Annotated in this window: 17 protein-coding genes; 5 read left to right on the top strand and 12 right to left on the bottom strand. The window is 35.5% G+C overall.

The window, feature by feature from the left end:
* Positions 1-75: 75 nt before the first annotated feature.
* From ABEB31_RS04115 to ABEB31_RS04090, 6 genes are all read right to left on the bottom strand, one after another.
* Positions 76-1104, bottom strand: coding sequence for an asparaginase (locus ABEB31_RS04115; protein ID WP_347050075.1), 1029 nt, complete (start codon positions 1102-1104; stop codon positions 76-78).
* Positions 1094-2230, bottom strand: coding sequence for a 1-acyl-sn-glycerol-3-phosphate acyltransferase (locus tag ABEB31_RS04110; RefSeq protein ID WP_347050074.1), 1137 nt, complete (start codon positions 2228-2230; stop codon positions 1094-1096). Before ABEB31_RS04110 ends, ABEB31_RS04115 begins: the two co-directional genes overlap by 11 nt.
* Positions 2231-2293: 63 nt before the next feature.
* On the bottom strand, positions 2294-3061 hold the full coding sequence (locus ABEB31_RS04105) for a TatD family hydrolase (RefSeq protein ID WP_347050761.1): 768 nt from the start codon (positions 3059-3061) through the stop codon (positions 2294-2296).
* A gap of 354 nt (positions 3062-3415) precedes the next feature.
* Positions 3416-3646: a hypothetical protein gene (locus ABEB31_RS04100; protein ID WP_347050073.1), complete on the bottom strand. Its 231-nt coding sequence runs from the start codon at positions 3644-3646 to the stop codon at positions 3416-3418.
* A gap of 298 nt (positions 3647-3944) precedes the next feature.
* The gene (locus ABEB31_RS04095; protein ID WP_347050072.1) at positions 3945-4670 is read right to left on the bottom strand and encodes a tetratricopeptide repeat protein; all 726 of its coding nucleotides are present in this window, start codon (positions 4668-4670) and stop codon (positions 3945-3947) included.
* A 2-nt stretch (positions 4671-4672) separates the two neighbouring features.
* Positions 4673-5254, bottom strand: a complete 582-nt coding sequence (locus ABEB31_RS04090; RefSeq protein ID WP_347050071.1) for an RNA polymerase sigma factor — start codon at positions 5252-5254, stop codon at positions 4673-4675.
* 362 nt (positions 5255-5616) lie between these two features.
* Here ABEB31_RS04090 and ABEB31_RS04085 point away from each other — a divergent pair, with 362 nt between their 5' ends.
* Entirely contained in the window at positions 5617-6054 is a 438-nt protein-coding gene (locus ABEB31_RS04085) for a retropepsin-like aspartic protease (RefSeq protein ID WP_347050070.1), read from the top strand.
* A gap of 84 nt (positions 6055-6138) precedes the next feature.
* On the opposite strand, the gene ABEB31_RS04080 is transcribed toward ABEB31_RS04085, so the two are convergent.
* The 5 genes from ABEB31_RS04080 to ABEB31_RS04060 form a co-directional block, all read right to left on the bottom strand.
* A complete protein-coding gene (locus ABEB31_RS04080; protein WP_347050069.1) occupies positions 6139-9315 on the bottom strand; it encodes an efflux RND transporter permease subunit in 3177 nt (1058 codons plus the stop codon).
* 70 nt (positions 9316-9385) lie between these two features.
* On the bottom strand, positions 9386-10453 hold the full coding sequence (locus ABEB31_RS04075) for an efflux RND transporter periplasmic adaptor subunit (RefSeq protein WP_347050068.1): 1068 nt from the start codon (positions 10451-10453) through the stop codon (positions 9386-9388).
* A gap of 9 nt (positions 10454-10462) precedes the next feature.
* Entirely contained in the window at positions 10463-11794 is a 1332-nt protein-coding gene (locus tag ABEB31_RS04070; RefSeq protein ID WP_347050067.1) for a TolC family protein, read from the bottom strand.
* A 94-nt stretch (positions 11795-11888) separates the two neighbouring features.
* Entirely contained in the window at positions 11889-12488 is a 600-nt protein-coding gene (locus tag ABEB31_RS04065; protein WP_347050066.1) for a TetR/AcrR family transcriptional regulator, read from the bottom strand.
* Positions 12489-12596: 108 nt separating this feature from the next.
* Positions 12597-13118: a YceI family protein gene (locus tag ABEB31_RS04060; RefSeq protein WP_347050065.1), complete on the bottom strand. Its 522-nt coding sequence runs from the start codon at positions 13116-13118 to the stop codon at positions 12597-12599.
* A gap of 265 nt (positions 13119-13383) precedes the next feature.
* On the opposite strand from ABEB31_RS04060, the gene ABEB31_RS04055 reads away from it, so the two are divergent.
* Positions 13384-14358 carry a polyprenyl synthetase family protein gene (locus ABEB31_RS04055; protein ID WP_347050064.1) on the top strand — a complete coding sequence of 325 codons (975 nt, stop codon included), beginning with the start codon at positions 13384-13386 and terminating at the stop codon, positions 14356-14358.
* A 108-nt stretch (positions 14359-14466) separates the two neighbouring features.
* A complete protein-coding gene (locus tag ABEB31_RS04050; protein ID WP_347050063.1) occupies positions 14467-14820 on the top strand; it encodes a hypothetical protein in 354 nt (117 codons plus the stop codon).
* A gap of 75 nt (positions 14821-14895) precedes the next feature.
* On the opposite strand, the gene ABEB31_RS04045 is transcribed toward ABEB31_RS04050, so the two are convergent.
* Positions 14896-15447 carry a hypothetical protein gene (locus ABEB31_RS04045; RefSeq protein WP_347050062.1) on the bottom strand — a complete coding sequence of 184 codons (552 nt, stop codon included), beginning with the start codon at positions 15445-15447 and terminating at the stop codon, positions 14896-14898.
* Positions 15448-15563: 116 nt separating this feature from the next.
* Between ABEB31_RS04045 and ABEB31_RS04040 the strand changes: the two genes are divergently transcribed.
* Together ABEB31_RS04040 and odhB are read left to right on the top strand one after the other, a co-directional pair.
* A complete protein-coding gene (locus ABEB31_RS04040) occupies positions 15564-18338 on the top strand; it encodes a 2-oxoglutarate dehydrogenase E1 component (RefSeq protein ID WP_347050061.1) in 2775 nt (924 codons plus the stop codon).
* A 78-nt stretch (positions 18339-18416) separates the two neighbouring features.
* Positions 18417-19682: a 2-oxoglutarate dehydrogenase complex dihydrolipoyllysine-residue succinyltransferase gene (odhB, locus tag ABEB31_RS04035; protein WP_347050060.1), complete on the top strand. Its 1266-nt coding sequence runs from the start codon at positions 18417-18419 to the stop codon at positions 19680-19682.
* The last annotated feature ends 35 nt before the right edge of the window (positions 19683-19717 follow it).

Genomic DNA, 19717 nt, shown 5'->3' with positions numbered 1-19717 from the left:
TTTAAACTTTGACAAAGTGATACATCGTCCATTCTTTTTAAATGAACTTATATCACTTATATGGTTCAAAAAAAATTAAGAGATTTCTCCGCGTAAAGCCGTTTCAAAAACACCTTTAAATTCATTTTGCGGAATATTGTGACCCAGTAAATACATTAATTTGGTAATTGCAGCTTCTGTCGTAATATCTTTTCCGGAAATAACGCCTAAAGATTTTAGAGCCGTACTGGTTTCGTATTGTCCCATATTAACACTTCCGCCCGAGCATTGTGTTACATTTACAATATGCATTCCCGATTTGATGGCTTTTTCGATTAAGTTTAAAAACCAATCTTCGGTTGGCGCATTTCCGGAGCCGTAGGTTTCCAGAACGATTCCGCGCAGACCCGAAGTCGCCAGGATTGAAGCCAGAACAATTTCGCTCATTCCGGGAAACATTTTTATAATAGCAACGTGATTGTTTAAATTCTTGTGAACAATCAGTTTAGCGTCTTTATTTACAGGCAGGAATAAATGTTGATTTAGCTTTAAATGTACGCCAGATTCTACCAATTCAGGATAGTTGGGTGCTGTAAAAGCTCTAAAATGTTCTGCGTTAACTTTTGAAGTACGGTTTCCGCGGTATAATTTATATTCAAAATACAAACAAACTTCTGTAATTACAGGTTTACTATTTTCCTGTAACGAAGCAATCTGAATTGCTGTAATCAGGTTTTCTTTGGCATCGGTACGCAAATCTCCAATTGGCAACTGCGAACCCGTAAACACAACCGGTTTTGATAAATTTTCGAGCATAAAACTCAATGCTGAAGCTGAATAAGACATCGTATCTGAACCGTGCAAAACAACAAAACCGTCAAAAGAATGATAACTGTCTTCGATAATAGTGGCAATTTTGGTCCACATTTCGGGATTCATATTAGAAGAATCAATAGGATGTTCGAATGAAACAGATTCAATTTCGCAATCCAATTGTTTGATTTCAGGAATCTTCTGAATTAATTTGCCAAAATTGAAGGCTTTTAGAGCTCCAGTTTCAAAATCTTTGCTCATACCGATGGTTCCTCCGGTATAAATCAGCAATATTTTAGCTTTAGATGACATCCTGGTATTTTAATTTATTAACCACCGGATTGGCATACATGGACAAAAATCCTTGTCTGGTAACCGGATTATCGCTTCCGATTCTCATTTCTAAACGACGTTCAAAAAGTGATTTCTCACTTTCTTTATATTTATCTGCGAATCTGTTGGTTTCGTTTAAAATATCGTAAGCAATAAAATTTGTCGGCCACAATTGGTAGTTTTTCAGAATAACATCGTCAATTGTTTGTGCCAAAGCCTGAATTTGTTTGTTTCCGTTGTCATTTTCAGCTACAATCTGATCGATTTCAGTATCCAGAACATCGCCAACAGAAATGTGTATTCTTTTTTTAGTTCCCATGATTCCACTTAGAATGGTCATGAAATCTTCGTTTTTATCTTTTACGTATACTTCATTATTGGCTTCTGCCATTAATTGAGGCATTTTTAAAACATCTGTCGGATCATATTCGTAAGAAATAGAAACCGGGACGATTTTTAATTTCTTAAAATAATCCATTAGATTTTCTTCATCAGAACCCATTCCGATCATTTTCAAAACTCCGGGATTGGTTTCGTCGTTTCCGTCTTTTGTTCTTCCCTCACGCTGGGCAATCCAAACCGAACGATTTTCGCGCAGCAGTAATTGTCCCATATATTCAGAAAGCAATTTAGAACTTTGCAGCATTTCGCGAGGTGTTAATCCTCTTAAAACCAAAAAGTTTCGGTTTAATTTTGCTAAAGTTGCCAGAAAAGCTTTCTTTACTAAATTATCTCCAATTGCCGAAGCCGTCATTACCAATCCATGTTCAAACAAACAAACATTTAATAATGTAGTATCTAAAAGAATATCCCTGTGATTGGAGATAAATAAGTAGGAAGTATTAGGTTCGAGTTTTTCAAAACCTGAAGTTGTTAAACCTTCAGAACTTTTTTCCAGAACTTTTTGAATCGTGTTATAAATAAAGTTGCATTGAAAATCGCGAATAGAATGCGTTTTCTTCAGTTGTTCCTTCCAGACCTCATCTTCTACTTCCGGAAAAGTAAAGTTCATCATGGTTTTCATCATCGGATGATTTACCACATCATGAAGTGCTTCATTTATTTCGGAATCATAAAACGGTCGAATGGCATCAAATCTCTGCATTATTAATTTGGGTTTAAGTGGGCAAAAGAACAAAAAAAAAATTAAAGTTTTGTAAGGTACAGGTTAAATCCCAAAAACGTCTTTAGAATTTTGCGTTGTAATTGCTGCTATTTCTTCTTCAGAAACTTTATAAATGTCGGCCAGTTTTGCAATCACATTGACCAGATAACTGCTTTCATTTCGTTTTCCACGATACGGAATGGGCGCCAGATAAGGCGAATCGGTTTCCAAAACGATGTGTTTTAAATCGATTTGATTGAGAAACTGATCTATTTTTCCGTTCTTAAACGTTACAACGCCGCCTATTCCTAATTTCATTTTATAAGAAATAGCCTGCTGTGCTTGTATTAAAGTTCCGGAAAAACAATGAAAAATCCCAAATAAATCTTCAGATTTTTCTTCTTCTAAGATTTCGAAAATTTCATCAAAGGCTTCACGACAGTGAATTACAATAGGCAATTTGTATTGTTTTGCCAATTGAATTTGCTTCCTGAAAGCGATTTGCTGCTCTTTTAAATGGGTTTTATCCCAGTACAAATCGATTCCAATCTCGCCCACAGCGTAAAATTTTCGTTTTGCCAGCTCGGTTTCAACATGTTCTAATTCGTCTAGATAATTGTCTTTCACGTAAGTGGGATGCAAACCCATCATAAGGAAAACATTGTCCGGATAATTTTGTTCTAATTCATACATCGATTGTGTAGCGGCGGCATCGATTGCAGGAATAAAAAAGCGTGTAATTCCGGCATCAATGGCACGCTGAATCATTTCGTTACGATCCTGATCGAATTCTTCAGAGTATAAATGGGTATGGGTATCGGTGATTGCTATAGTAGGTTTCAAAGTCTTAATTTTTAAAGTGGTCAAAATTACGACAATATTAAAAGAATAGCAATTCCAGATAATTGGTACGCGGATGAGACGGATTCACTTCGTAAAAACACTGATAGCAACGGACTTTTTTGGAGTTTTGATCTCTTAATGCGAGAAGCTTGAGATAAAATTACAACACGAAATCTTTCGACTTCGCTCAGGAAGCCAAAATTATACAGAGTTATTGTGGGAGATCTTTTGTCTAACGAATGAAAAAATATGGAAGTTAAAAACGAAAAGACCTTTATTAAAGTTCTGCACTTTAACAAAGGTCTAATCAACCGAAATGAAACCTGAAACGGCAACTAAAATTTAGACCCCCATCTCTATGAATTTTAATGCGCGTTCCAGAATTTCATCTCGTCCTTCCTGAATTCCTTTTATAGTTGGTTTTACTTCTATATCAGGAATTATACCAATTTTTAGTTTTTCTATGCGATCGGAATTACAACTTGTTGCAAGTTTTTCGGTTTCGGTAATTTTGTTCTGACCAAAGAGAATTTGCGAAAAGATAATCAGTAACAATAAGATAATTTTTTGCATGCCGGTTTGGTTAGATTAATGTAGCTTTGGGAAGACTTGCAATTGTAACCCGAGCCGAAATTAGAGATTAATTTGTAAGAATCTTTACGGGTTTCCACAATCATGCAATTTTTTTTTCAGTTTGTTAAAATCTAAGAAAACTGATTCTCTTTCGCGAAAGCGCTGATATAAGAGTTTTTATGTTTTCTATCTCCATTTTTGCAATCGAATCAGATTCTTTCTTTTATTAAAATAAAAGAACCTTTGACAAAGTGTGCAACTTCGGCAAAGGTTCGTAACATTTCATTTTGTGAAAAATTTAATTCAGTTCCTCAAGCAATTTTTCTACTTCATCATAATCTTCATAATCCTGCGAAATAGTTTGCAGTATAGCTTTAGAAGCTTCATAATCGCCTCGCTTTAATTTTGATAAGGCCATATTCCATTTTGCTTTTTCCTTATAAATAGAATTCCCTTGTTCTAACTCCTTAAAAATTTCTTCCGCTTTTACGTACTTGTCAATTTGTAATAGCGAAACGCCATAGAAATATTTAATTTCCGGGGAATTATTTTCTTTTAAAATCGATTCGAAAAGAGGCACTGCCTGTTCATATCTTTTTCCGTTGAATGTTTCCTCAGCCTTTTTTAAAGTTTCTTCAGAGACACCTCTTTCGGTAAAATAGGCGCTTTCCGGATGATTGTAATCGTCAAATGAAGGATTATTATTGTCATCAAAGAAAAACAATCCGCATAAAATAATTACAGAAGCTGCAGCCACAAAATACCAAGGTCTGAAAGAAGCGACTTTGGTTTTCTCTTTTTTGAAATATTTATCTGAAATCTGATCCAGTTTTGCCATAAAAATTTCTCTTTCCTGCTGCTGTCCAAATTTATTTTCCAGTTGAAAATGCATTTCTTTGAACGTTTCAAATTCCGAAGAAAGCCCAACATTATCAGACAATTGCTTTTCAAAATTATTCTGTTCCTCAACCGTTAGCTCGCCTTGGAGGTATCGGTCAAATAAGATATAGCGTTCTTCGTGCATGATTAATTTTTAAAAGAGTTAAAATTTTTCGCTTCTTCAATCCACTGCGTTAATTGTCCCACGCACAACGACTTCTCTTTACTAACATAGCCGGGAGCGATGTTTAATTTTAGGGCTGCTTCTTCTACAGATTTAAGAGAAAAACTATGTTTTAAAACTTCCTGACATTTCTCGTCAAGTTTTTCAAACATTGAGTCAAAATTTTTCTGTTTCTCCTCAAATTCTTCTGTTTGCGCAATCAATTCATGTGCAGATTCATTAATGGAGACCACATTCTCATAAACTGTCACTTCTTTATTGACCGAATTTTGCAGTTCGTTGAGCCAACGACTTTTACACAATAAGAAAAAGTAAGCATCGAAGGGACAGGTTAACTGAAGTCGATTGGCTTTGGCCTGATTAAAGAGTAAAATGAGAATTTCCCGAATCACATCCTGTGCATGCTCCTTATCACCCGAATTATTGGTAATAAAAGTACACACTTTTGGCGCAAACTTCTTGTATATCATTTCGATAACTACCGAATCATTTGCGGCAAGACCATCAATATATTTTTGGTCAGGATGAATTTTATTTTGATCCATAGAAAAGATTTTAACAGCTAATTTAAAAAAAGAATCTCAAAAATTTTACAACTATAGATAACAATATTGCAATAGATCATATATAATTAAAGAAAAGTCTTTTAAAAACCTCTAAAAAATTAAAGAAATGAAAAGCCAGACATTTACCAATGCTACTATCAGCAGCGATTTTATTCGTTTCTAAAATGCCATGATTTTAATAGCACCTAATACAATAAAAAATTGCCCGATGTAGTTTATTTCTGCGGCGCTATTATGTATTAAAAGATTTTCAGACACCTGATAAACTCTAAATTATATCTTGTATATCATTAGCTTTTTGGTTGTAATTGGTTTATTTTTGATATTCAATCATTACATAAATGGAAAATCTTCACGAAATTCTCAAATTAGAGAAATACAAAAAAATAAAGTTTAAAATTACCAGAACCCAACACCTTCAGATAAAAGCCAAAATTAATGGCGTGAGCGGAACTTTTATTTTAGATACCGGCGCATCTAATACCTGTGTTGGTTTTGAAAGTATTGAGCGTTTTAAACTGACTGCGAAAAATTCTAAAACCAAAGCTTCCGGAGCCGGCGCAACGGGAATGAAAACCCAGGTTTCTTCTGAAAACAAACTGGAATTAGGAAAGTGGAAAGACAAAGATTTCAGCCTTGTTATTTTTGATCTTTCGCATGTAAATGAAGCGTTGGAATCTTTTAAGGCGAAACCTGTTCATGGCATTATTGGTGCTGATATATTGATGGAAGGAAAAGCAATAATTGATTATTTTAATCATTATTTGTATCTGAAATAGGATTATTAACTGTTTCATAAAACTAAAAAATCCCAAACTCCTTTCGGAATCTGGGATTTTTTCATTCTAAAATTAAATCAAAAATTAATGGGTATGTTTTGGATTAAAACCGTCTTCGCTTAATTCTGTGTGCTCATAATCGGCAACCATTTCAGCTTCGTAGTCGATTTTTTCTCCTTTAGAGAATTTCTGAATCAGTTTCTCCATAATATTATAAATAACAGGAACTACAATCAACGTCAGGAATAAAGAAGAAATTAATCCTCCGATAATTACCCACGCCAAACCGTTTTTCCACTCTGCTCCTGCTCCGGATGCCAATGCGATTGGGAACATACCAAATACCATCGCAATTGTCGTCATCAAAATCGGACGTAAACGTGCGTGATTTGCCTGAATCAAAGCCGTTCTGATTGATTCTCCGGCAGCTCTTCTCTGGTTGGTATAATCGACAAGCATGATGGCATTCTTACACACCAGACCAATCAACATGATGATACCCAAAATGGTAAAAATGTTTAATGAGTTGTTTGTTAATGCTAAGGCTAACATCGCACCGATAAACGAAAGCGGAATTGCAAACAATACCACAAATGGATGCGCGAAACTGTCATACAAACTCACCATTACAAGGTAAACTAAAATAATAGCAGCTAATAAAGCGATTCCTAAAGTACCAAATCCCTCAGACTGGTTCTCCTGGTCACCACCCCAGATGTAGTTTACACCAGCAGGTTTTTTAAGCTTATCCAACTTAACCTGCCATTGCTGCACAATTGTTCCGGAAGGAACCCCAACATTCTGTCCTTTTACGGTTACAGAAGCAGATTTATCTCTACGTTCTAACTGGCTAGGTCCTGAACCTTCTGTAATATCTGCAAACTGAGACAATTTAATTTGTTGTCCGGCAGCATTTACGAAAATCAAATTACTTACGTCAGTAATACTCTTTCTGTCGAATGCATTGTATCTGATGTTGATATCATATTCATATTCTCCTGCACGGTATTTACCGTCTGTGTTACCACTAAAAGCGGTTTGCATTGTTGAACCCACTGTTTGAAGTGACAAACCTAAAGCAGCCATTTTATCACGGTCTACTTTTACATTGATTTCAGGGTTTCCGTCTTCAACGGTTAATTTAATCTCTGTTGTTCCGGGAATAGTTCGTAACGCAGCCTCAGCCTGTTTAGCAAAAGCCATTGCCGCCTCTGTTGAAGGACCTGTTACGATTAATCCTAATGTTGCATCTTCGGCAGTACCTAAGATACCAACAGGAACCGTTTTTACTTTTGCACCAACTAAAACTTTTTCTAATTTACGTTTGATTTTTGCAGCGTAAACATTCGCATCATCAGTACGATCTTTTTGCTCAATCATTTTTACATCGATCTCTGCTTTATAAGCAGTTGCCTGAGATGCTCCAAAACCTTCACTGGTTTGTCCTACAGTTGTAATCTGACTGTGTACGTATTCTTGTTGTTTTAAATAAGCTTCTGCTTTCTGCGTCATAAAGTTCGTTTGTTCTAACGAAGCATCTTTCGGCATTTCGATCTGAACCAGAAACTCCCCACTATCAGATGATGCAAAGAACTCTCCACCAATAAAGCCACCGCCCATTAATCCGACAGTTGAAACTAAGAACAATACAACAACTACTACAATTGTTTTAATATAATGATCCAGACACCAGGTCAATAGATCAGAAACCCAGTTTGTAAAACGAGTTAAGTAACTTTCAAATCCAAGAATAATTCTTCCGAATAAGTTTTTCCCTTCAATATGCTCTAATTTTCCAAAACGGGATGATAACCATGGAATAATAGTAAATGAAGCTAAAAGTGATAATAATGTTGAGATAATTACCGTAACACAGAATTGCGTAATAATATTAGAAACCAGTCCTGAACTCATTGCAATTGGTAAAAATACAACTACAATTACCAATGTAATAGACGTTACCGTTCCCCCAATTTCGGCAGTTCCGTCATAAGATGCACGAATACGGCTTTTACCCATCTCCATGTGTCGGTAAATATTCTCCAGTACCACAATCGCATCATCGACCAGAATACCTACAACAAGAGATAATCCTAATAAACTCATTAAGTTTAGTGTGTATCCCATTAAATAAATTCCGATGAAAGTTGCAATCAACGATGCAGGAATAGATACCATTACAATCAATGAGTTTCTAATACTGTGAAGAAAGAACAACATTACAAAAGCAACCAGTACAACCGCGATCAATAAATCGTGTACAACAGAATCTGCTGCTTCCAGTGTAAATACCGTACTGTCTTTTGCAACTTCCAGTTTTAACTGGTTTGATTTATAATCGTTTTCAAGAACTTTAATAGTTTTTAATAATTGCTCACTTACCGCAACCGCGTTGGCATCAGATTGTTTTACGATTTGTAAAACGATTGCACTTTTTTGATCTACACGAGAAATTTTCTCGGCAATTTTCTGAGTATCCTGAACATCGGCAATTTCGCCCAAACGAATCTGAATCCCGTTTTGAGAAGAAACAACCAAATTTCTTAATTCATCAACACTTTTATATTTACCCGCTAAACGAATTAATATTTTCTGATTTCTGGTCTGAATGTTTCCTGTAGGGAAATCTAAGTTGGATGTTAAGATATTTTGCTGCACCTGAGGAACAGATAATCCGTAACCCTGCATTTTTACAGCATCAAGGTTTACCTGAATTTCACGTTCAGAGCCACCAATAATATTTACCTGCGCCACACCTTGTACACGGGATAAAATAGGTGCAATTTTTTTATCAATTAAGTCATAAAATTCTGCTTCGTCCATTTTTCCGTTGGCACCAAGCGTCATAATTGGTAAATCACTCAGCGAGAATTTGGTCAGCGAAGGCGTTTCGGCATCATCTGGCAAATCGCTAATGATGGCATTAATTTTACGCTGGGCATCATTTAGAGAGAAATCGACTTTTGCGTTTGATGTTAAGGTAATCGAAACGATAGATAAACTTTCGTACGACTTTGAATCAATTTTCTTGACATTTTCAAGAGACGCAATCGCATCTTCAATTTTCTTTGTAACTGTATTTTCTACCTCACTTGGAGAAGCTCCAGGATAAATGGTAGAAATTGTAATAACGTTTTGTTCAAATTTAGGGATCAGCTCATAGCCTAACTGGCTGTAACTGAACAATCCACCAAGAGTCAGAATTGTAAACAATACAATTACCAACGACGGACGTTTTATGGATATTTCGGCTAATTTCATATTTGTTGCTTTAGGCTCCAGGCTGTGGGCATAAGCTTCATGCTCATGCTCTACAGCTCATCGCTTTAAATTATTTAATAATTTCTATTGAATTTCCGTCCTGTAAGTTAATCTGACCTGTAATGATTACTTTTTCACCATCAGATAATCCTTTAATAACTTCCACTTTATCCCCTAGAATTCTACCTGCAGTTACTTTTCTTAGTTTTGCAATTCCGTTTTCGGCTACAAATATTTCGTTACTGCTTACACTTCCTACGAAAGCATTTCTTGGTACAACCATCAGGTTTTGTTTTTGTTGGTTTGAAGAGAAATTTGCCGTTCCGTACATACCCGCCTTAAGGTCATTGTTAACATTGTTTGTAATTTCGATTTCAACCGGGAAGTTTAAAGACTCATCTGCTTTTGAAGCGATGAAAGTAATTTTTCCCGAGAAATTTTTATCAGGATAAACACTCGCTGTTACGTTAACAGTGTTCCCTTTTTTTAAGCTTGCTACCTGAGTTTCATTTACTGTAACAGTCAGTTTTAATTTAGAAACATTTACAATATCAAATAATGCAGTAGCCGGCATTCCTGCTAAAATAGAACCTGGTTCAATATATTTTTTATTGATAAAACCATTGATTGGCGCTTTTACCTTAGTATCTCCAACATTGATGTTAGCTTGTTTCAGGTTAGATTCAGCATTTGTCAAAGCCAGTTTAGCCTGATCTAATTGTTGTTTAGTTACACCACCTGTTTTAAAAGCGTTTTCATATCTTCCGTAATCAGATTTTGCATTTTGGTAAGCTGCCTGTGCTTGTTGTGCACTTACATTAATTACATCACCTCTCACTGTCAATAAAGTCTGTCCCACTCTTACATAGTCACCTTCTTTTACTAAAACGCTGATTACTTTACCTGATTTTTCTGCAGAGAATGTCAATTCCTGAATTGGCTGAAAGTTTCCGTTAGCAACGAAATCCAGTGAAACTTCTTCTGTTTTTACTTCAGAAACTTTTACAGAAACAGCTGCATTTTTCTCCGCTACAATATCTGTTTTTGCTTTATTTTCTTTCTTATTATTATTTAAGACATATCCAATCACACCCAGCGCTGCGATTATGATTACGATTGTTATAATAGTTTTCTTCATTGTAATTAGTTATTTAATAAGAGATTTTAGTTCGCCTTTTGATTTAATTAGAGATATTTCGGCAATTTTATAATTTAAAACTGCTCTTGTATAGTTATTTTGAGCTTCAAGAGATGCATTTTCAGAATCCAGTAAATCGGTTAAAGACGCTAATCCCTGAAGATAATTGTTTTTTGTATTGACTAAAATTTCCTTAGCCAGTCTCATATTTTCTTTTTGATTCTGAATTGTCACTAAATTATTTTCAATTTGAGCCATTGCATTTCTATAATCTAAATCAAGAGAAAGTTTAGTGTCTTTAATATCTTCCTGCAAAGATCTGATCTCAACATCGGCTTGTCTTACTCTGGAGCGTGTTCCAAAACCTGTAAAAATTGGCACTCTTAAGTTTAATCCAATTCCAGAATAATCTGACCAGTAAACACCTGAAGATGGTTTTGCAAACCACGGAAATTCCGGTCCCTGCCCGATATAGTTATAACTAGCAGACAATGAAAGCGTTGGATAATATTCTGCCTGAATTGCTTTTTTATTAAAAACAAGTAATTCTTCCTGTTTCTTTAAAAGCAGATATTCTGTTCTGTTTTCAATATTAGGTTCTTCAGTTAATTCTGCCGGAACCACTTCAAATTCTTCTTTTGGCAATACAATTTGAGTTTCGATTGGCATTCCCATATAAAACTTCAGTGCATTTTCCTGCAAAGTAATTTGATTTTTAATCTGCTGACGCTCTGTGTCAATATTTGACATTTTCACTATAATACGGTCTAAGTCGATTTTTTTAGCCAGACCATTGTCAAATTGCCCTTGTACAATGTCACGGACTTTTGTCGTATTTACATAGTTACTGTCTAACAAAACCAATCTTTCCTGCTGTACATAAACAGAATAATAGTTATTTGCCACTCTTTCAATAACCTGCTCGTCTGTCAATTGACTATTGATCTGATAGAATTCGCGCGTTGATTTTGCCGCTTTTAATCCTGTAAAAACAGCCTGATCAAAAATGGCCTGAGTTAAGGAAACACCAGCTGTAGAAGTCCATTTTTGACCAAAAGCAGCCTGAATCGTAGTTCCCGGCTGACCAAATCCCGCACCATCAATAACTGTAGTCTGAATAATTGGATTATAAGTTAGGTTTCCGTTTGCGGAAATTTGAGGTAAAGCTCTGGAGCGTACTTCCTGAATTTTATATTCGCTTTTTTCAACCTCCAACTGAGCCTTTTTCGCATCAGCTTTATTTTGAAGCGCATAAGTAACCGCGTCTTTCAAGGTTAAAGTCGTTTGTGCATTGGCCGACAGGCCCAGTGTGCACAAAACTATAAGAAGGATTCTTTTCATAAGTAGTTAAATATTTATTTTAAAATTTTGAGATAGTTACATCATTCTCCTTTACAACTCCCACAGAAGTATGATGATTTATTTTGATTGCTGATTAATAAGTAATTCTTTTAAGCTGTTTTTCTAATTCTGTAACTCCCTTTTCTGTCGCCATAGCGCGGGTGTGATATTCTAAAGCCTCCAGCTCTATTCTCTGAGCTTCACTTTCTGAAACCGTATTTTCATTAATATGAAAAATAAGTGTATAATAAAATCTTACATAAGTCTCTACATTTAAATCGCTTCTGTAAAGACCTTCACGAATTCCTTTTTCAATATTATCTCTAAAACATTGTGTACACTGATCAATTTCATGAGAAAGAATATTTTGATAAATTTCCGGGTAATGTTTTTTTAACTGGTAAAGAGGAGAAGTATCAATATTATTCTTAAACATATCACGAAACATTTCCCTGATCTCAAAATTTTCATGAATCGCATTGTAATTCTTGGCCACAATGCTGTCCATAATTTCATGAACCTGTTGATGCACCATTGACGTACTTTCTTCAATCAATACCTCTTTATTGCAAAAGTATTTGTAAATCGTTTTTTTTGAAATACACATTTCTCCCGCAATATCATCCATGGTAACACTCTTAAAACCAAGCTTTAAAAACAACTCGCTTGCTTTTGATATGATTTTCTCTTTCATTTTAAATTCTCAAATTGCATCACAAATATAGCTTGGAAACTAAAATTTAAAAAATAGTTTCCTATTTATTTGTAATAATTTTACATTAATTTATTTATTTAGTAAGATTTATATACTAAATTCTAAATTTGCTATAATTTTAATATCTTTTCCTAATGCAGCACCCGAAGAATGGTTAAAAGAGTTGAAATCTAAACCGAAATCTTCACGTTTGATATTCCCTTTAATCTCAAAAGCTAATTTTTTTTGTCCGTTATAATTGTTTTCTCCAAGAAACTCTGCATCCAATTCTACAACTCTGGTAACATCTTTAATAGTCAGGTTACCTTTGAAAAAATTGATGTTTTGATTTACTTTTTGAAATGAAGTCGATTTGAACCGAACAATCGGATGCTCATCTTCTTCAAAAAAGTCCTGAAGCTGCAAATAAGCATCTATCGACTGGAAACTTTCGTTTTTATTATTAAGATCCAATGAGAATTCTACCGAAGCATCTTCGATCTCATTATCCTGAATGTTTACATAGCCATCAAATTTGTTTGCAGTTCCTCCTAAATAAGAAGTTCTTGATCGTCTCATCTTCAATAAAACATCTGACTGACTAGAATCTAAGGTCCATTTTGTTTTCATAATTACCTGATTTAGCTGAATTATAAATCATTTCAACTTAAGCGGAAACTTTTAGAGTGTTCTGAGTTTCCGTTTTACGATTGCAAATATAGACAGGAAACTCAGAATACCAAAAAAGTTTCCACGTTTTTTTGAAAAATTTTAACATATTATAAATGAGGCCGGTTACAGCCGATTTTTATAACGCAAAAAAGCTTTTAACCTTTATCCCCTCAATAATTCATTTTGAATTGTATCTTTGAGGCTCGTAAATCAGATTTCATTTATGCACGATATCAGTCAGTACCAGAATTTTTTCATTAATTACCTGCAGGGTCAAAACATACACAAAGAACCTGCAAATCTCTATGAGCCAATCGAATATATTTTAGGTCTTGGAGGAAAACGTATTCGCCCCATTTTAACTTTAATGGCTGCCGAAGTTTTTGATACCGATTATTCTAAAGCACTTCCGGCTGCAATGGCTGTAGAGGTTTTTCATAATTTCTCTTTGGTACATGACGACATTATGGACGACGCGCCTTTGCGAAGAGGACAAGTTACTGTGCATGAAAAATGGGATTTGAATACCGGGATTTTATCGGGAGATGCAATGCTGATTCTGGCTTATCAGTATTTCGAAAAATATGAGCCTGTTATATTCAGAAATCTGGCCAGACTTTTTAGTAAGACCGCTCTTGAAGTTTGCGAAGGACAGCAATGGGATGTTGATTTTGAGACCCGTAACGATGTTACGATTCCACAATATTTAAAAATGATCGAATATAAAACAGCTGTTTTGGTTGCCGCAGCCATGAAAATGGGTGCTATTGTAGCCGAAACTTCAGAAAAAGAAGCTGACTTAATTTACGATTTCGGTTTAAATTTAGGGCTGGCATTCCAGCTTCAGGACGATTATCTGGATGCTTTTGGTGATCCAAAAACTTTTGGAAAACAAGTTGGCGGCGACATTATCGAAAACAAAAAAACCTATTTATATCTAAAAGCTTTAGAATTTTCGTCAAGCGAAAAAGCCTCGCAATTACAACAATTGTTTACGATTTCATCAGAAGATAATTCAGAAAAAATTGAAACGGCAAAAACCATTTTTAACGAATCGGGCGCTTCAAAAGCAACACAAGATGCTATTGAAATGTATACACTAAAAGCTTTTGAAACCTTAGAAAAAATGGAAATTAACGCTGAAAAAAAAGCGGTTCTGAGAACTTTTGGCGAAAACTTAATGGGAAGAAAAGTTTAAAAACAATTGCAATGTCAATAAAATGACAAAATTCAATTTCCAATTCTAATTGATTTTTACATTTAAATTTGACATTGATTTTTGAAATTGATATTGTAATTGAAAATTATGTTTGTAGCGCCAATAAATACAGAATCTTTACTAGAGCAAGCTCAGGCGGAGAAGTTATATTTGAGTCTGATTGAACAAATTAATAAAGATTTTAATCTTGCCAATGAAGGAATTGATTTTCCGTTAAGCATTTCGCCAGACGAATTAAAAATTCAGCTTCACGAAAAAATCTACCGGATGATCCAATATAAATTTGCTGAATACCTCAATCTTCTTTACATAATTGATGTTCCCGAAAATGAAATAAAAAGTCTGGATGGATCTGATTTGGTAATTCTGGCAGAGCAAGTTGCTTTTTTGATTTTAAAAAGGGAATGGCAGAAGGTTTGGTTTAGGAATTTTTACAGATAAAGGTTCAAAGGAGCATAGGTCCAAAGGCGCAAAGCAAATCTCTGTCCCTTTGTTACTCTGTAACTTTGTACCTTTTTAAAAATAAACCCTCACAAAAGGCATAAATCCAGAACCATACAGACTTCTGTTTGGATCATACAAAACATCGTACCGGGCCCCAATTGTTACATTTCCTGTCCTGTAACCTGCTCCCAGATATAAGGCAGTATTCCAAAAATTATCAGAATAAGCAGGCCTGTTAAAATTAGCATCGTAATCTGTGTTAACACGAACTTGTTCTAATTCTGCTGACAACTGAATTTCAGGAATGGGATTAACGAAAGTAAGAACACTTCCTCCGTAAACGAAAGATTCGTAATAGTTTTTCGAATTCAGATAGCCGAATTGAAGTCCGACACCAACAGCGACAATTTCGTTTACGTTGTAAATAGCACTGGGCATCACAGAGATATCCGTATATCCGGAACCAAATCCGAGACCTAATCCACCTCCAAACTGAACTTTATCCCAAAAATTATTGTTATTATCAATTACATAGCTTTGCTGTGCAATTGTGTAACTTGAGAATAAGACTGCCAAAATCACAAAATAATATTTGCAATCGATTGAAAATTGAATTTTATTCATAGTTAACGTTTATTTTAACAAATTTTTACGTAAAAGTACGTAAAAAAAAGATTTAAATAAATGTGATTGTTGTACTTTTGCCTTTCTATATAACAAAAAGTATATTCACTCATATTATGGATAGGTTTTCATTTTTAAACGCAGCGCATACCGAGTTTTTTGCACAATTATACGATCAATATTTAGTAAACCCAGACAGTGTCGAGCCTAGCTGGAGAAGTTTCTTTCAAGGTTTTGACTTTGGACAAACGACTTATAACGACGAAAATCCGGTGCAAACAATCGTGGAGTACGTGACTAGCGACAACACAGATTACAGTCAGGTTTCAGAAAAACTAAAAAAAGAATTCAACGTTCTTAAATTAATTGACGGATACCGTACGCGCGGACATTTATTCACGAAAACAAATCCTGTTCGTGACCGTAGAACTTCATCTCCAACTTTGGATATTGAAAACTTCGGATTATCAGCAGCTGATCTTTCAACTGTTTTTGATGCGGCACAAACTATCGGAATGGCGCCTTCTTCATTAGAAGCAATTGTAAATCGCCTAAAAGCAATTTATTGCCAGCACATCGGTATTGAGTATATGTACATTAGGAATCCGGGCGTTGTAAAATGGATTCAGGACAAATTAGCTGTTGATAACAATCAGCCTAATTTTTCTACAGAAGAAAAGAAAACGATCTTAAATAAATTAAACGAAGCTGTTTCTTTTGAGAATTTCCTTCATACTAAATATGTGGGACAAAAACGTTTCTCATTAGAAGGCGGAGAATCTATTATCCCGGCTTTGGATGCTTTAATTGAGCAGGCTGCAGAAAAAGGTGTTGAACAATTCGTAATGGGAATGGCTCACCGTGGCCGTCTGAACGTTTTGGCGAACATCTTCGGAAAATCTACTCAGGATATTTTTGGCGAGTTTGACGGTAAAGATTACGATCAGGAATATTTTGATGGTGACGTAAAATACCATTTAGGTCTTACGGCTGATAAAAAAACAAGAACCGGAAAAAGCATCAATATCAATTTAGCTCCAAACCCTTCTCACTTAGAAACTGTTGGAGCTGTTATTGAAGGTATTACAAGAGCAAAACAAGATAAATATTACGCAGACGATTTCTCTAAAGTTTTACCAATCGCTGTTCACGGTGATGCTGCAATTGCAGGACAAGGTATTCTTTACGAAATTATTCAGATGGCGCAGCTTGACGGTTACAAAACCGGAGGAACTATCCATATTGTAATCAACAATCAGGTTGGATTTACAACCAATTATTTAGATGCCCGTTCGTCTACTTATTGTACAGACGTTGCAAAAGTGACGCTTTCGCCGGTATTGCACGTAAATGCTGATGATGCAGAAGCTGTAGTACACGCTGTATCTTTTGCATTAGACTATAGAATGCAATTTGGACGTGACGTATTTATTGACTTATTAGGATATAGAAAATACGGCCACAACGAAGGTGATGAACCTCGTTTTACACAGCCGGTTTTATACAAAATCATTGCTAAACATAAAAACCCAAGAGACATTTACGCAGAGAAATTACTTTCTAACGGCGTAATAGATGCATCTTATGTAAATGCTTTAGAAAAACAATACAAAACCGCATTAGAAGAAAACTTAGAAGCTTCCCGTAAAAAAGATCTGACTATCATTACTCCATTCATGAAAAACGAATGGGACGGATTTGTTCAGGTAACAGATACCCAAATGCTTCAAAAAGTAGATACTAAATTTCATAAGGAAGGTTTAGATTCTATTATCAGTACAATTTCTACTTTACCTTCTGATAAAAAGTTTATCAATAAAATCACTAAAATTGTTACCGACAGAAAAGCCGGATATGATAACAATACTATTGACTGGGGAACCGCAGAAGCTTTAGCTTACGGTTCTTTATTAACAGAAGGATTTGATATCCGTATTTCTGGTCAGGATGTGGAGAGAGGAACTTTCTCTCACCGTCACGCGGTAGTAAAAGTAGAAGATTCTGAAGAAGAAGTAATTTTATTAGATGCAATAGAAAACAAAAAAGGAAAATTCGGCGTTTTCAATTCTCTTTTATCAGAATACGGAGTTCTTGGTTTTGATTACGGATATGCATTGGCAAATCCGAATGCCTTAACTATCTGGGAAGCACAGTTTGGAGATTTCTCTAACGGTGCCCAAATTATGATTGACCAGTATATTTCTTGTGGAGAAGACAAATGGAACAACCAAAACGGTATTGTTCTTTTATTGCCTCACGGATATGAAGGTCAGGGAGCAGAACACTCTTCTGCAAGAATGGAACGTTACTTACAACTTTGCGCAAGACAAAATATGTATGTGGCAGACTGTACCACTCCAGCCAACTTCTTCCACTTGTTGAGAAGACAAATGAAAACGAACTTCCGTAAACCTTTGATAGTTTTCTCTCCAAAAAGTTTATTACGTGATCCAAGATGCGTTTCTACAATAGAAGAATTAGCAAACGGTAGTTTCCAGGAAACAATAGATGACAATACAGTAGATAAAAAAGGAGTAAAAACTTTGGTTTTTGTAACTGGTAAATTCTATTATGATATTGTTGCAGAAAGAGAAAATAACGGAAGAAATGACGTTGCAGTTGTTCGTATCGAGCAATTATTCCCTTTCCCTGTTGAACAGATTAAAGAAATCATCGCACAATATCCAAATGCTGACGATTATGTATGGGCACAGGAAGAACCTAAAAACATGGGAGCTTACAGCTTTATGTTAATGAACTTTGATCTTGTAAAATGGAGATTAGCTTCGTTAAAAGCTTACGCAGCACCGGCATCCGGAAGTTATACGCGTGCAAAACGCCGTCATGCCGATGCAATTAGAATGGTATTCGATAAAAATTTATTCAGATAAAAAGAATGTTTCAAGTTTCAGGTTTCAGGTTTACAAGCCCGAAATCTGAGACCATAAAAACCTTAAACAAAAACAAAGATGATTTTAGAAATGAAAGTCCCATCACCAGGGGAGTCAATAAAAGAAGTTGAAATTGCAACTTGGTTAGTAAAAGACGGAGATTATGTAGAGAAAGATCAGGCTATTGCTGAAGTAGATTCAGATAAAGCTACTCTTGAATTACCTGCTGAAATGAGCGGAGTAATTACATTAAAAGCTGAAGAAGGAGATACAGTAGCAGTTGGTGCTGTAGTTTGTTTAATCGATACTGATGCAGCAAAACCTGCAGGTGATGCTCCGGCAGCAAAAGCAGAAGAAGCAAAAGCAGAAGAAGCACCGAAAGCAGAAGCACCAAAAGCGGAGGCGCCAAAGGCAGAAGCTCCTAAAGCAGAAGCACCACAAGCAGCTCCGGCAGCTACAAGTTACGCAGCTGGAACTCCATCTCCTGCAGCAAGAAAAATATTAGACGAAAAAAATATTGCTCCGGCAACAGTTTCAGGAACTGGAAAAGGCGGAAGAATCACTAAAGACGATGCTGTAAATGCAGTACCTTCTATGGGAACTCCAACTGGTGGAAGCCGTGGAACTGAACGTACAAAATTGTCAATGTTACGTCGAAAAGTAGCAGAAAGATTAGTTTCGGCTAAAAATGAAACAGCCATGCTTACTACTTTTAACGAAGTAAACATGACGCCAATCAACCAGATTCGTAATGAATATAAAGATGCTTTTAAAGCAAAACATGGCGGTCTTGGTTTAGGTTTCATGTCTTTCTTTACAAAAGCAGTTACAAGAGCTTTACAATTATATCCGGATGTTAACTCTATGATGGACGGTGATTACAAAATCGCTTACGATTTTGCTGATATCTCTATCGCAGTTTCCGGACCAAAAGGATTAATGGTTCCTGTTGTTCGTAATGCTGAATTATTAACTTTCCGTGGAATTGAAGCTGAAATTAAAAGATTGGCTTTAAGAGCACGTGATGGTCAGATTACCGTTGACGATATGACTGGAGGAACTTTTACAATTACTAATGGTGGTGTTTTTGGTAGTATGTTAAGTACTCCAATTATCAACCCTCCACAATCAGGAATTTTAGGAATGCACAATATTATTGAGCGTCCAATTGCCGTAAACGGAAAAGTTGAAATTCACCCAATGATGTACGTAGCGCTTTCTTATGATCACAGAATTATTGACGGACGTGAGTCTGTTGGTTTCTTAGTGGCTGTTAAAGAAGCTTTAGAAAATCCGGTGGAATTATTAATGAATGGCGATGCTAAACGTGCTTTAGAGTTATAATTCTAAACATTTTATTTATATCAAAACCCTGCTTT

This window comes from Flavobacterium olei (genome assembly GCF_039749035.1).
Lineage (GTDB): Bacteria > Bacteroidota > Bacteroidia > Flavobacteriales > Flavobacteriaceae > Flavobacterium > Flavobacterium olei.
The sequence above is the reverse complement of the archived record's forward strand: the minus strand, read 5'-3'. Positions and strand labels throughout refer to the sequence as shown.